The organism is Paenibacillus apii (genome assembly GCF_011043685.1).
Lineage (GTDB): Bacteria > Bacillota > Bacilli > Paenibacillales > Paenibacillaceae > Paenibacillus_AQ > Paenibacillus_AQ sabinae.
In genome coordinates this window covers 121,894-135,560 of the sequence record NZ_JAAKGU010000002.1, presented here as the reverse complement: position 1 = coordinate 135,560, position 13,667 = coordinate 121,894, and the positions used below count along the sequence as shown (strand labels likewise).

14 protein-coding genes are annotated in these 13,667 nt (G+C 48.9%); 4 read left to right on the top strand and 10 right to left on the bottom strand.

All coding sequences use genetic code 11. The features are described from left to right. Positions 1-61 precede the first annotated feature (61 nt). A complete protein-coding gene (locus G5B47_RS06505; protein WP_165095852.1) occupies positions 62-1,495 on the top strand; it encodes an amino acid permease in 1,434 nt (477 codons plus the stop codon). Positions 1,496-1,616: 121 nt separating this feature from the next. Here G5B47_RS06505 and G5B47_RS06500 read toward each other — a convergent pair whose 3' ends face one another. The 4 genes from G5B47_RS06500 to G5B47_RS06485 are packed head-to-tail and all read right to left on the bottom strand — an operon-like array spanning position 1,617 to position 5,743. After that, positions 1,617-1,841, bottom strand: coding sequence for a hypothetical protein (locus G5B47_RS06500; protein ID WP_165095850.1), 225 nt, complete (start codon positions 1,839-1,841; stop codon positions 1,617-1,619). 14 nt (positions 1,842-1,855) lie between these two features. Then, the gene (locus tag G5B47_RS06495) at positions 1,856-3,052 is read right to left on the bottom strand and encodes a Ger(x)C family spore germination protein (RefSeq protein ID WP_165095848.1); all 1,197 of its coding nucleotides are present in this window, start codon (positions 3,050-3,052) and stop codon (positions 1,856-1,858) included. Positions 3,053-3,078: 26 nt separating this feature from the next. Beyond that, complete coding sequence (locus G5B47_RS06490) at positions 3,079-4,614, bottom strand: spore germination protein (protein WP_165095846.1); 1,536 nt, start codon at positions 4,612-4,614, stop codon at positions 3,079-3,081. A 7-nt stretch (positions 4,615-4,621) separates the two neighbouring features. Continuing rightward, positions 4,622-5,743 carry a GerAB/ArcD/ProY family transporter gene (locus G5B47_RS06485; protein WP_165095844.1) on the bottom strand — a complete coding sequence of 374 codons (1,122 nt, stop codon included), beginning with the start codon at positions 5,741-5,743 and terminating at the stop codon, positions 4,622-4,624. A 136-nt stretch (positions 5,744-5,879) separates the two neighbouring features. On the opposite strand from G5B47_RS06485, the gene G5B47_RS06480 reads away from it, so the two are divergent. Then, positions 5,880-6,974 (top strand): GerAB/ArcD/ProY family transporter, encoded by a 1,095-nt coding sequence (locus G5B47_RS06480; protein ID WP_165095842.1) that lies wholly within the window; start codon positions 5,880-5,882, stop codon positions 6,972-6,974. Between the two features lie 85 nt (positions 6,975-7,059). On the opposite strand, the gene G5B47_RS06475 is transcribed toward G5B47_RS06480, so the two are convergent. The 5 genes from G5B47_RS06475 to G5B47_RS06455 form a co-directional block, all read right to left on the bottom strand. Further along, the gene (locus G5B47_RS06475; RefSeq protein WP_165095839.1) at positions 7,060-7,962 is read right to left on the bottom strand and encodes an aldo/keto reductase; all 903 of its coding nucleotides are present in this window, start codon (positions 7,960-7,962) and stop codon (positions 7,060-7,062) included. Positions 7,963-8,073: 111 nt separating this feature from the next. Continuing rightward, complete coding sequence (locus G5B47_RS06470) at positions 8,074-8,712, bottom strand: histidine phosphatase family protein (protein WP_235957107.1); 639 nt, start codon at positions 8,710-8,712, stop codon at positions 8,074-8,076. A 75-nt stretch (positions 8,713-8,787) separates the two neighbouring features. After that, the gene (locus tag G5B47_RS06465) at positions 8,788-10,002 is read right to left on the bottom strand and encodes a chromate transporter (protein ID WP_165095837.1); all 1,215 of its coding nucleotides are present in this window, start codon (positions 10,000-10,002) and stop codon (positions 8,788-8,790) included. Positions 10,003-10,164: 162 nt separating this feature from the next. Continuing rightward, positions 10,165-11,214: an MFS transporter gene (locus tag G5B47_RS06460; RefSeq protein ID WP_165095834.1), complete on the bottom strand. Its 1,050-nt coding sequence runs from the start codon at positions 11,212-11,214 to the stop codon at positions 10,165-10,167. Further along, positions 11,153-11,512, bottom strand: a complete 360-nt coding sequence (locus tag G5B47_RS06455; RefSeq protein WP_165095832.1) for a MerR family transcriptional regulator — start codon at positions 11,510-11,512, stop codon at positions 11,153-11,155. Before G5B47_RS06455 ends, G5B47_RS06460 begins: the two co-directional genes overlap by 62 nt. Positions 11,513-11,665: 153 nt before the next feature. Between G5B47_RS06455 and G5B47_RS06450 the strand changes: the two genes are divergently transcribed. Both G5B47_RS06450 and G5B47_RS06445 read left to right on the top strand, forming a co-directional pair. Then, positions 11,666-12,100 carry a MarR family winged helix-turn-helix transcriptional regulator gene (locus G5B47_RS06450; RefSeq protein WP_328804471.1) on the top strand — a complete coding sequence of 145 codons (435 nt, stop codon included), beginning with the start codon at positions 11,666-11,668 and terminating at the stop codon, positions 12,098-12,100. A gap of 56 nt (positions 12,101-12,156) precedes the next feature. Next, positions 12,157-12,681, top strand: a complete 525-nt coding sequence (locus tag G5B47_RS06445) for an NAD(P)H-dependent oxidoreductase (RefSeq protein WP_165095829.1) — start codon at positions 12,157-12,159, stop codon at positions 12,679-12,681. An 83-nt stretch (positions 12,682-12,764) separates the two neighbouring features. Here G5B47_RS06445 and G5B47_RS06440 read toward each other — a convergent pair whose 3' ends face one another. Further along, positions 12,765-13,598 carry an SDR family NAD(P)-dependent oxidoreductase gene (locus G5B47_RS06440; protein ID WP_165095826.1) on the bottom strand — a complete coding sequence of 278 codons (834 nt, stop codon included), beginning with the start codon at positions 13,596-13,598 and terminating at the stop codon, positions 12,765-12,767. Positions 13,599-13,667: the final 69 nt, after the last annotated feature.

Here is a 13,667-nt window from a genome sequence, read left to right as displayed (position 1 = left end):
ACAATATACAATATTAAGTGTATTGTATTTTTGTGACAAAGCTAAAAGAGGAGGCAATAGAATGTCAGAGACGAAGAATATAACGGAAAACCAACTGAAACGCACGATGAAAAGCAGGCATTTGTTTATGATTTCGCTTGGCGGTGTGATTGGAACGGGGCTTTTTCTGAGCTCAGGCTATACCATCAATCAAGCAGGACCGGTAGGTACACTTCTCGCTTACCTGATCGGTTCCGTCATCGTTTATCTGGTTATGCTCTGCTTGGGTGAACTGGTGGTTAAGATGCCGGTGACCGGCTCCTTTCATACGTACGCCACCAAGTTTATTGGTCCCGGTACGGGGTTCACAATGGCATGGCTGTATTGGCTGACGTGGACTGTGGCGCTCGGTTCAGAGTTTACGGCAGCCGGTTTAATCATGGAAGGGTGGTTTCCATCTATCTCGGTATGGGAATGGAGCGCATTCTTCGTTGTACTGCTCTTTGCTCTCAATGCCTTTTCCGTCCGTTTTTTTGCAGAAACGGAATTTTGGTTCTCGAGTATTAAAGTCATCGCGATTATCTTGTTTATTCTTATCGGGGGATTGGCCGTATTCGGGATCATTCCGATGTCCGGAACCAGCGAAGCTCCCTTGTTCACTAATTTTGTCAAAGACGGGCTCTTCCCGACGGGGTTTGGCGCGGTATTCTTGACGATGCTCGCGGTTAACTTCGCCTTTTCGGGCACAGAACTGATTGGTGTCGCTTCCGGCGAAACGGCAAATCCGGAAAAAGTCATCCCCAAAACCATTCATACCACCCTCATACGGCTTATTATCTTTTTCATGGGCAGTATTACAGTGATCTCGGCCTTAATCCCCTGGAAGGAAGCCGGAGTTGATCAAAGCCCCTTTGTTCTGGTCTTCAACAGTATAGGAATTCCTTATGCCGGAACGATTATGAATTTTGTTGTTCTAACGGCTATTCTCTCCTGCGCAAATTCGGGTCTATATGCCGCTACCCGTATGCTCTGGTCCTTATCCAATGAAAAAATGATTTCGGGCGTCTTTGGCAAAGTAAATAAGAAGGGCGTTCCTATGCCCGCTCTGATTCTTACCGCCTTGGGCGGTGTACTGTCTCTGATCTCCAGTGTGATTCCCGCTCAACAAGTTTATATTATCCTGGTTTCCATTTCGGGTCTGGCCGTGGTGATTGTGTGGATGGGCATCGCCGCTTCCCAATTTATGTTCCGCCGAGCTTACCTCAAAGCGGGAAATGCTGTGAACGATTTAAAATTCAAAACGCCGCTGTATCCGATTGTCCCTATTGCGGCATTCCTTCTGTGCTTCCTCTCTTGTGTATTGATCGTGTTCGACCCGGCGCAAAGAGCGGCATTATTCTATACCATCCCATTCGTTGCCTTATGCTATATTTGCTATTACGTCAAACAAAGCATTCAGAAAAAGAAAACCGGTATCCAGGAAGAAGTTAAAGACGTTAAAGAAGTTCGAGTGTAGTACGGATATCCAGTCCGATGCCATGGATTTAAGAACCTTGAGGCCCCATTAATCTGAGGCCTTAAGGTTCTTCTTGCTTAGGACCGAATCACCCGGAAATCCATTGGCTGCCAACCTTGGTTCAATCCGCCTTCAATAACGAACCGAGCGGCTCCAGAACCGTTGACAGCCCTTTGGATGGATTGGGCAGATGGACGTGAAAGGCCGACAAAATACTTAGAATCAAGCCCGTCAGAATAAGCAGGGCGTACACGATCAGATCCTTGCGCTGCTTCTTTTTGATCAATTGGGGGATATCCCAGCCGGCCAGCATCACAAACAGCAGGATAATCGCCATAATCTTCATGCTTACTCTCACTCCTATTCCACGGTAATCATCGACTTATTGGTCAGACCGGTGTGGACCACCTTCGCATGGGCGTTGACGTCCACTTGCAGTTCGGGAAATACATCATCCCATTTGTCTTTATACTGCCGATTCCACGCTTTCGGATATGCCCGGTATACAGCGTTGCCGAACCCGAAGATGTCGGAATTAAACGTTGTTTGCGCCTTCTCGATTGTGGACTGTATTCTTCTCTTCGTTTCCAGCTCCAATTCCTGTTCGACATATTGAATCACCTTAGGGTCACTCATATCCAATGGGGAGTTATTCTCATAGACCGTGTTTTCCATATAGATGTCCGCCTGGATTCGGAGCTTGCCGCCCCGGAGAATTGGTTTGATCTTCGTCGCTTTCCGGACCGCCAAGGCGCTGATATTCCCCCCTCCCTTATCCTTTGGAATCTCCACTGTGACAATACTGGTCTTCAGCTCATTGCGCAGCCACAGCGCTCCGCGCGTCTCTGCATCATCCAGCCAGCCGACCAGCTTATCTTTGCGGAATACGGCTGCCCCGGAAATGACCGTGTTCATCTCCCCTCCGGAAGACCCATCTTTGTTCTCAACCTCGCTTTGTCTTAGCCCCACCTGGGCAGCGATCGGCTCGCAACCGTCCGTAAGGAGCATATTAAAAAAGTCTTTTAAGTAGATTCTGATTGCGATATGACGCTTCTCCTCTTCCCTGATTTCCTCGGCCGAAATCTTCTCCCATTTGGCGTTGATCTTCAAAATATCCGCCGCTCTTCCTTCGCTGAATAGAATGTAACTGCGCAGCCGGGATTCCCGGTACCGTACAAAAAAATCAAGCACGGGCGCAACCCCCTCCCGCGCCAGCTCCTCCCCGATGATAATAATCCGGCTATGGGAGAAGAACAATTGGCGGGGAAGCTTCTTCTGCAGCCTGCGGCAAGCATCCAGCATGGTTACCCCTTTCTCCGACACGACCACGGTTGCTTTATTTCCATCCCCGCTCCCCGAACCGCCGCTTCCCGAACCGCTGGCCGGTCCGAGCATCGTCGGAACGGCAATCTGCAGCGTGAGCAGGTACTTTCCGTCCTCCATCTTGTCAATGGCGGAGGCAGTCACAATCGACAGGTCGTTCAATTCAACCCGGCCCCAGCAGCCGCTCATCAGCAGCATGGCAAGGATCAGCAGCATGAACCCCAGCTTTCTCATCAGGCGTCCTCCTTTCATAAGCACGGCTACCCGCCGCGTCTTGGAGAACGCGGCCGTAGTGATCCTTTCATGCGTCGGGGATTGCTCTTGCCGGTCTCGGTCGAGCGCTTGGTCATCCCCCACCAAGGCACGCGCAGAAGAGTATCCTTCATATCACTGGCATGAAAGGGAGCCAGCGGCGATAGATAAGGAATGCCGAACGAACGCAGGCGCGCCATATGGATCAGAATGAACAATAAGCCGAGCAGCACGCCATACAGCCCGAGTGTCCCGGCCAGAATCATCATGGGAAACCGCAGCAGCCGGATGGTAATCGCCTGGGAGTAGCTCGGAATAATGAAGGAGGCTATCCCCGTGATGGAGACGATAATGACCATGGGCGCGGATACAATCCCTGCGCTTACGGAAGCTTCGCCGATAACGAGCGCCCCGACAATGCTGACCGCTTGTCCGACCGGCCGGGGCAGGCGTACCCCTGCTTCACGCAGCGCCTCGAATGAGATTTCCATCAGCAGCGCTTCGACAATGGCCGGAAAGGGAACCGTTTCGCGGGAAGCGGCCGCGCTGAGCAGCAGAGCTGTTGGCAGCATCTCCTGATGAAACGTCAGCAGAGCGATGTACAGCGACGGCAGCAGCAGAGCAATGATCAGAAACATATAACGGAGCAGCCGAATGAGCGTCGAGACGACATATCTTTGGTAATAATCCTCGCTGGCCTGCATCATTTCAAAGAAGGTAACGGGAAGAAACAGGGCAAAGGGAGTGGTGTCAATCAACACCGCGACTTTGCCTTCCAGCAGGTTGGCCACGATCCGGTCGGGGCGCTCTGTGTAGTTTATCTGGGGAAAGATTGAAAATGAGCTGTCCTCGATCAGCTCCTCCACATAACCGCTCTCCAGAATGGCGTCGATGTCGATCCGGTTCAATCGCTTCCGGACTTCTTCGATGAGCGCTTCGTCCGCAATCCCTTCCACGTAGGTAATGGCGACATCGGTCTTTGACAATCGCCCCAGCTGGATGCCTTCAAATTTCAACTGCGGCGTTCTCAATCTGCGGCGTATGAGAGTGATGTTGGTGACCAGATCTTCCGTAAATCCTTCCCTTGGCCCGCGGATGATGGCTTCGGTAGCCGGCTCCTCAACCGCCCGCATTCCCCAGCCCCTCGCGCTGATGAAGAGAGCCTTGTCCACGCCGTCAATCAGCAGCACCGTATCTCCACGCAGAATATGGTCTATGGTATCCTGAATCCGCCCGCCGGTGCTTACTTGCGATGCGCTGAGGACCTTGTTTTGGAGCAACTTCTCAATTCCAGTCAGCGAAGTTGTTAAGTTCTGTGTCATTTGCCGGCCAAATTCGAGCAAGGGCTCCATAATATCGGAATCGACAATGAGGCTATTCACCATTCCATCCAGGAAAATAATGGCCGCGTCCTGAGAGCCTCCTAATTGAAATTCCCGGTAGATAACGTCAGACGATCGGTCAAAAATCTTCTTTAGAAGGGCTATGTCCTGTGCAATATTCCCGCTGACAAGCTCTTGATTAGGCGGCGTCCCTTGGCCCATTTCTCGTTCACCCTTTCTTTAGATGTACTTCTTCTTTTCTTCCGTCCAGTCTCCGGATTTTGGCAACAATCAACATGAGCAGCGGAAGCAGAATAACAAAAGGCAGAGAGAAGAACGGCCAGATCGTGGTAACGAATACAGCATCCTCAACAAGATTTCCATAGGCGGCAATTGAGAAAATGAAGATCAAAACTCCCAGGGGATTAACGACGAAGCGGTAATCCGAAAGCCTGCACCACTGGGCCAACCCGACAGCGGCGCAATAATATAGGATCGCGATCTTCGTAAAGCCCGACGAAATCCAGAGCATCATGCCCAGAGTATCCATGTCCGTCAGGAAGCCCAGCTTTTCGATGTACTTGATAAGTTCATGGGTCGGATAATTCATTCTGGCAACGATGGACGGACCGAACACCAGAAGACTGATCAGCACGCTTATCGTAAGCATGCTCCCGCCGAATATAACCGCCAGGATATAAGATTTCTTGACCTTCCGGATATTGCTGATATTGGGCAGCAGCATCGCGAACACGATCGTCTCGCCAAATGGAAGCGAAGCCACCGACACCGAGCCCTTAATAACCGGAGGTATTCCCTGCCCTAGAAAAGGCAGCAAATAATTCCATTTGTATTCCGTGACCAGCATCAGAATGATAATCATCACGATCAGTTCGCGAAAGGGCAAAATCAGCTCATTGACCCGGCCTAGAGCTTCAATTCCCCCCCGGACGGCATAGGCGATTACGGCCAGCAAGGATCCGCTTACGATAATGGCGGGTGCCTGCGGCAGCGCGACGGTTATGACATAATCGCGAAAGACACCGGTGACAAGCGCCCCCGTATAACACGGGTACAGCACATACAGCAGACCGACAGCTTTTCCAATCCATTTTCCCAGTATGATTTCGCTGTACTCAACAATGCTGCGCTCCGGAAACAGAAGGCCCAGCTTCGTAAATAGTAGAACAACCGCTATCCCAATCAGGGTGGCGATAACAACGGTCAGCCAACCGTCCTGTTTGGCAAAGGAAGCCGCACTGGACGGAATGATTACCGCTGAGCTTCCCATCAGAAACGTAAACATCAGAAAGCCGGCCTGCCTGGCACTGATCTTTCCCCGGTCCAGCATAATTTGCCCCTCCATTTTCCAAGCATACTTTGCATAGTTTTCCTACTTGCCGTTAAAATAACCGTTTCTTGCAAGGTTTATTTTCCTCTGAACTGCAAATACTGGGTTTATTATTTTTCACGGGAAAGGACAGGACATGGCACAGGAAAAAATCAGCGGGTGGCAGCTGTTCTCCATGATCATTCTGTTTGAAATCGGGACTACGGTACTGTTTGGACTGGGCATGCGGGCCAAGCAGGACGAGTGGCTGGCCATCTTGGCCGCGATGGTTGCGGGGCTTGTCTTAATGCGGGTATACGCCAAGCTTTGCGAATATTATCCGAATCGGACGCTCGTCCAAATCATTCCGGAGGTCGTCGGAAAATGGATCGGCTATCCGCTGTCGCTGATTTATATCTTGAATTTTGCTTACGAGTCTTCACGGGTGCTTCGGGACTTCGGGGAGCTTATTGTGCAGACGATCTTGAGGGAAACCCCCATTCTGGTCATTATGGCCGGATTAATGCTCGGCGTCGTCTATTGTCTGCGAGGCGGGATTGAAGTGCTTGGACGTTTGGGGGAGATCCTGTTTCCGGTGGCCTTCATCGCCCTTGTAACGGGGTGGATTCTCATCTTCACTTCCGAAATTCACCATTTCGAGTATATAGAACCCGTCTTTGAGAAAAATGGGCGGTCGATCTGGAACGCGGTATTTCCCTTCCTTCTTGTGTTTCCGTTCGGCCAAACGCTGCTGTTCATGATGTTTGCCAAAAACCTGAATTTCCGCAACCGTTTCCGAAAAGTCGGGATGGCCGGGATTCTCGCGTCCGGCATTATTTTGTCATTAAATATGATGGGATTAACTTTCGTATTCGGACCGCTCGTTCTGAAAGAAACGGAATTCCCTCTATATACCGCGATAGGAATGGTTGATCTGGGGGATTTTATTATGAATCTGGATGCGTTCGCAATCCTGATGATGGTTCTGGGCGGGTTCTTCAAGCTTGGGGCCTTTATGTACGGTGCCGTTCTCGGAACCGCGCAGCTGTTCAGACTGGAATCTTACCACATTCTGCTTGTACCATGGGGCACGATTATTCTGGCCCTGTCCTTTATCATTGCGTCAACGTACAGCCAGCATATCTATATCGGCTGGAATATATCCATACCCTATATCTTTTTCCCGCTGTATGTGATCATCCCCATTCTGCTGTTGATCATTGCGGCTATTCGTAAAATAGGGAGCGTCTGAATAAAGGGTGCAACGCAAAAAAGGGCCGAGCCCCGGCAGAGAGTTCTACCGAGGGAGCAGCACTTCTATAACGATTACCCGGCATTTACCACAGCGTATACCCTGCTTCCACAAGGACTTTGTACCATTGCTCTTTGGTCAGCTCAGGGCCTTCTGCCGACTTTATGGCCCGCTCAATCCGCTCCTTGTTTCCGGTGCCCAGGACAATGGCCGGATTGGAGGAGTGCTTGAAAATCCATTTGTAGACGACCTCGTCGAGATGCTCCAGCCCAAGCTCCTGCCGAATCGTTTCGAGAACGTTATGCATCTTCTCCTCAAACGCATTAGTCGGTTTAAAGATTCGTCCGCCCGCCAGAGGCGACCAAATCATCGGTGATATTCCTTCTTTCAGGCAATGGGTCATGGCCCCGTTCTGGTAATTCTGGATGCCCAGCGGATGCAGCATAAACTGATTGGTGACAAACGGAATGTCCGAATATTTTTGCAAAGTGTCAAATTCAAGCGGACTGTGGTTGGACAAGCCGAAATACTTGACCTTTCCCTCGCTCTGAAGCTGAAGCAGCGTTTCATTAAGCTCGCGCGGATCGATCAGCAGATCGAACATATGGATGAGCAGGATGTCGATATAACCGCATTGAAGCTTGTCCAGAGAGTCGTTGACCTGCGTCAGAATATATTCTTTATCCGTGTTGAAATAACGAGTCTTGATATGCGGGTTCCGGGCGTTCGGCACACTGATTGCGCATTTGGTCACGATTTCAATTTTCTCCCGCAGCGATGGCTTCAGCTGAAGGGCTTCTCCGAACAGCGCTTCGTTTCGATGATCGCCACCGTAAATATCGGCATGGTCAAACGTGGTAATTCCCCGTTCAATACACCACTCGATAAACTCGACTACCTGCTCGGCACTTAAATTCCAGTCATTCATTCTCATGCATCCAATGACCAGTTTGGAAATGGAAAGCTGCTCGTTTAATTGAATTTTCAAGCACAGTCACCCGCCTTGTACCTAAGATATAACAAGCTAAATCCGCTCTCATTATACCTTATCAGGAAAGCGATTACTTTAAGATTCCTCAGGTTTATATGTTTGACTTTCTCATCGCGCATTTGGCAGCTCGGCTAACGAAATCCGGCCTGCAACTTCGTAGCCCTGCCCCTGCCCTCTCGGTTTCACCACAACGGTACCCAAGTTGGGGATTCCACCTAGTCCCACCCCTTTAGGGAAACTGTGAGCAACGATGACCTGATTCGTGCCTGGAGACGGCGTTTTCTCAAGTATCGAAGTCAGGGCAGCCAATGCCGCTTCCCGCTCGGAAGGGGTGACGTCACCGCTTAAGCGATAAATTCTGATCCAGAATGGGTCGATTTGCACATTTTCTTCGCCAAAAGCCAGCTCCGCCGTTTCCCTTGTACGGCATAACGGTCCTGCCAGAACCGGAGATTGAACAGGGATGTGCAGTCTGCGAATCGCCTCTCCGAAAGCCTCCGCTTGTCTTCTGCCTTCTCCTGAAAGATTTCTCTGCGTGGAACAATCCCTCAGGTCAAGATTGGGCCGGTCTTCTCCTGCGGTTGCTTCGCCATGCCTGACATACAGAATATATCCGCCTTGACGAAGCGAATCCAGGAGCGACGGGTTCACTGGCCCGGCTTGGAACGCACGTTCTGCCGCCCCTGTCATTTGTGCCGGAATCATCAGGAGGAAACAAAGCATACTGAAATATACGAACCTTTTCAAAACTTCCACTCTCCTCTCGCTCGCATACCAATTCCAACCTCTAGTATGCACAAGGAGAGGAAATAAAAACGGGTGTTACATCAATCCCAGCAGTATACCTCCTGCCGCGCCGGTCAGCACAACCGTCCAGGGCGGAAGCTTCCAGAAGACCAGCATGATAAACAAAATAACAGCCAGGGCAAAATCCATCGGTTCCAGGATAGCGGTAGTCCACAGCGGATCGTATAGAGCGGCCAGCAAAATGCCGACCACAGCCGCGTTGATTCCCGTCAATGCTCCCTGGATATTCGGACTCTTTCGGATCCCGTTCCAGAACGGGAGCGCACCGATAACGAGAAGAAAGGCGGGCAGGAATATGCCGAGCGTGGCGACCGCCGCGCCAGTAATCCCTCCGGCCATAGCCCCAAGATAAGCCGCAAAGGTAAACAGCGGACCCGGCACCGCCTGAGCTGCCCCGTAACCGGCCAGGAAATCTTCCGGGCTGACCCATCCGGCCGGAACGACTTCCCGTTCCAGCAGCGGGAGCACGACATGACCTCCGCCGAACACCAGTGAACCGGAACGGTAAAAGCTGTCAAACATCGCGAGCCAGTCCATTTTCCCCGGCGTTCTGAGAAACGGTAGCGCTACAAGTAGGCCAACAAATAAAGCCAGACAGCAGACGGCAACGGTTCGGCTGATCCCAATCTGAAGGTCCGCCCCTCCCGGCGCGGCATTCTTGCGATACAGCCACAAGCCGGCAGCCCCCGCGGCAGCAATGATCAGCACTTGGCTGTAGGCGGTATGCCAGGATAGCGAGGCCGCTGCGGCAGCGGCGGCGATGGTCACTCTCCCCCGGTCGGGCGTAAGCTTCTGCCCCATCCCGAGAATGGCTTGGGCAACAATTGCGACCGCCACGATCTTCAGCCCGTGAATCCACCCGGCGCCCGCGATATCGTAACCTTGAAGCAAGAAGGCAAACGCTACTAACGCAATGACAGACGGCAAGGTGAAACCGAGCCACGCGACCAGACCTCCAAGCAGCCCGGCTCTTACTACGCCGATGCCGATTCCGACCTGGCTGCTGGCTGGACCGGGGAGGAACTGGCACAGCGCGACAAGATCGGCGTAGCTGTGCTCATCCATCCATTTGCGGCGGCGGATGTACTCATGATGAAAGTAGCCCAGATGGGCGATCGGGCCCCCGAATGATGTGAATCCAAGCCTGGTTGAAACCTTCAGCACTTCCAGAAGTGCCGAGGCTCTGCCCTGCCCAGCCCCTTTCGGCGCCTCCTGCCGATTTGTTTCCATAGTCGGAATACTCCTTTCCCATATCAAAAATCGATTATATTTTATGCGATATGCCAAAGCTTAACTAGAGCCTTTACAGAAATTTTACAAACTGCTTTCAATTGAATCGGTCTCTGAACACAAAAAAACTGCTTCAAACAATCTTGAAGCAGATCTATTTCCCTATACCCTCATTACTTCGTTACTACTGCGTTTTAAGTTATAGTGAAAAATGAAAACGGATATAACCATAAGAATAATCGCCGCTAAATAGAGGTACACGTAGGATAATTGTTCAACCATTACTCCGCCAAGCATGGGTCCGAGCGCCCTGCCTAAAGTAGACGACATATTTACAAAACTTTGATAGGAGCCTTTTGCATGGGATGGTGAAATCGCATTAATCATTGCGGGTATAGCAGGAAACACAAACATTTCTCCCAAGGTAAGCAAGACAATGGCAGCCATGAACCCGATATACTGCTGACTAAATATGAGGACAATGAAGGAAAAAATAAACAGCGTAACGCCCATATAAATCTGTATTTTATTAGTGTGAGCCACTTTCTTAATAATTAATGAAATCATCGGCTGGCCTAAAATAATTAGCAATGCATTGATCGTCCACAAAAAGCTGTACTGTTTAATTGAAATATTAACTTTTGGTAAATAAGCCGAAATCGTACTTTGCCATTGGACATAACCTATCCAGACCACGAAGTAAACAAAGCAGATGACAAATACATGGATTAACCGTTTACCCTTACTACGATCGCCTGCCTCATTTAACTCTTTAGAATCACTTTGTGGAGAAATGGCTCCCATATCTTTGTAAAACAATAAAACGATCATTAAAAAGGTGATGTATAATAGCAGGTTCGCTATAAATATAAGAGAAATATTGAAATCCGCAATGAAACCGGCAATGGATGTTCCGGCAGCTACCCCGATATTCAGCCCTAAGTAAATGGAATTAAATACATAACGATGATCATAGTCTGATAGACTGGTCGCAAGCGAATTAACGGATGTAAAAATAATACCTGTACCCAAACCCGTGATCACTAAAAATACGGCGTAAAGCGGCCAGTCATGATTAATGACTAAACCAGTTAGTGAAATAATCGAGATGCACAGTCCGAGTAGAACCGTTTTATAGCCGCCTATCCGGTCAAATAGTCTCCCGCCGAAAAAATTTCCGATTAACGTTGTAATAGAAACTAGCAGCAGCACAAAACCAGCAACAGCCAGCCAAACGTTTCGTTAATACGCTAAATAGTTGATCATTCACAGTTAATGCGCTGTTTTCATCCACACACCCTTCTTTTCCAAAATGGATAATCTCTTCTAACGATAGCCCCATTTCCTTTAAATCCTTAACAAATTCGATAAAGGCAACATCTTCGTCATTATATTCTCTGATACCAGAACAGTTTTTATTAACTGCAGGAAGCAGACCTATTTCTTCATAATAGCGAAGGGTGTGCGTAGACAGCCCCGTTAACTGCGAAACATCGCTTATTTTATACATAGTATTTCTCCCCCCTTTTTCAGAGTAGCAGTTAGAGTTAACTTTAAGTCAAGAAGAATATGAGAATCAACGGCATTGAACTCCGGCAATCGTTGACTGTTACTTGTATTCGTGTTAATTTGTATATGCAAATGAAAAAAGGGGCTGAAGCATGTGAATGAAGAAGAACAAGTATTAATGCATTGTCTATATTTCACAGCCAGCCGTTTTGCCCGGAACATCACTAAATTGGCGGAACGCACGTTTGATTTCGGTAATCTGGCTCCTTCTTATTTTTACATGATCATGATCGTCAAATTTCATCCGGGAATCACGCAGAAAGAGCTGTGCCGCAAGCTGTCGATCGCTCCTTCCACGAGTACGAGGTTTATTGACAAGCTCGAAGGCTTAAAGCTGGTAACCAGAAAAATAGACGGCAAACAGACCTTCATCTCTTTAACCGAAGAGGGAGAGAACGTGTACCTTAAGTTTCGAAGCTCTTTAAAAGACTTATTTGAAGGCTACTCTCAAATTCTAGGACGTGAATTCAGCCTGGATTTAAGCAAAATGCTGCATGAAGCAAGCAATAAGCTGGAGGACGAACTGTAAATTTTTTTACCCTTTCATTTGCATATACAAATAAAAACTTCAAAGGAGAAATGGGCATGAAAACTTTAGTGATTGTGGCGCATCCGAATATGGCGAATTCTGTGGTCAACAAATTGTGGGCGGACCGGCTGCACCAGGAAGAGGGCATCACGGTCCATGATCTATATGCGGCATACCCGGACAAACAAATCAACGTGGAGCGCGAGCAGCAATTGCTGCTGGAGCATGACCGGATTGTGTTTCAATTCCCGCTTTACTGGTACAGCAGTCCCTCCTTGCTGAAGGAATGGCAGGATGTGGTGCTCACTTACGGCTGGGCTTACGGATCGCAAGGAACGAAATTGCATGGAAAAGAGTTTGGTCTGGCGATTTCGACAGGGGGAGCGGAAACCGCCTATCAAGCGGGAGGGTACAATCATTACAGCTTGAGCGAGCTGACCAAACCGTTCCAGGCTATGGCGAACCTGACGGGAATGCGCTTCCTGCCCACCTTTGCCGCCCAAGGCGTACGGGTGCTAAGCAATGAGCAGCTTCGGGAAAGCGCAGAGGCTCTGGTCCGTCATTTAAAAACATCATTTTAGAGGCGTATCTAAGGCCACAAAATTATAAACGGATTCCATGCAAAGACCCCCCACTACTTAATTGTAGATGAAGGGGTCTTTTATTATCGGATGTTATTTTCATCGCTGATAGAAAGAGGAATAGATTTCAGTTGGACTCTTTGGTTATTCTTGGAATTGCCTGCATAATCAAAAAGTGGTTCACTAAGTTTGAATTCAAAGTCTTCTCTGTCAACTCTACCAACAGTCATGTTGCTATCATAAAGCTGCAAGAGAAAATTGGCCATTTCATCGCTTGTATGGTATTTACTAAACACGTTGTCATAGTCATACTCGCTCGTATTGTTGGCCACTTGTCCAAATTCGGTTTTGGTAGCCGCTGGTGCCAATACTTTAGCTTGTAATTTTGCATTGGCGGCTTTCAGTTCATGGGCCAATCCCTCGGTAAATGCACTGACATAAAACTTGGTAGCACAGTAGGTAACGGCCGTTGGCACGATTGTGTATCCGCCAGCTGAAGATATATTGATTAATTGTGCACCATCCACGTCTTTATAATCACGTACATACAAGGACGAAAAGATAGTTAGGGCTTCCACGTTTAGGCGCAGCATGGTTTCAATCTTGTCCAAGTCTTGACCGGACACACTGTCATAGTTACCGAAACCTGCATTATTAATCCATGTTTCGATTTCGTACGAATTTAACTCTCGATAAAGTTGATGGACGTTTTGACTGACGGATACATCCACTGCTTTTATCACAATGTCCAGCTCAGGAACTTCCTGCAAAATTTCTCTTTTCAGTTCGTTCAGATTGTGTTCACGGCGAGCAACAAGTATGATATTTTTCTTACGTTTTGCGAAAGCCTTAGCTGTCGCGTAACCAATACCAGCGCTTGCTCCGGTAATAACTGTATATTTTCCTTGTGTACCCATATTAATCATCCCCTTTCACTTGGCATACTGACCCCTAACCTAAATTGATCATAATAAAGTTATGGATCA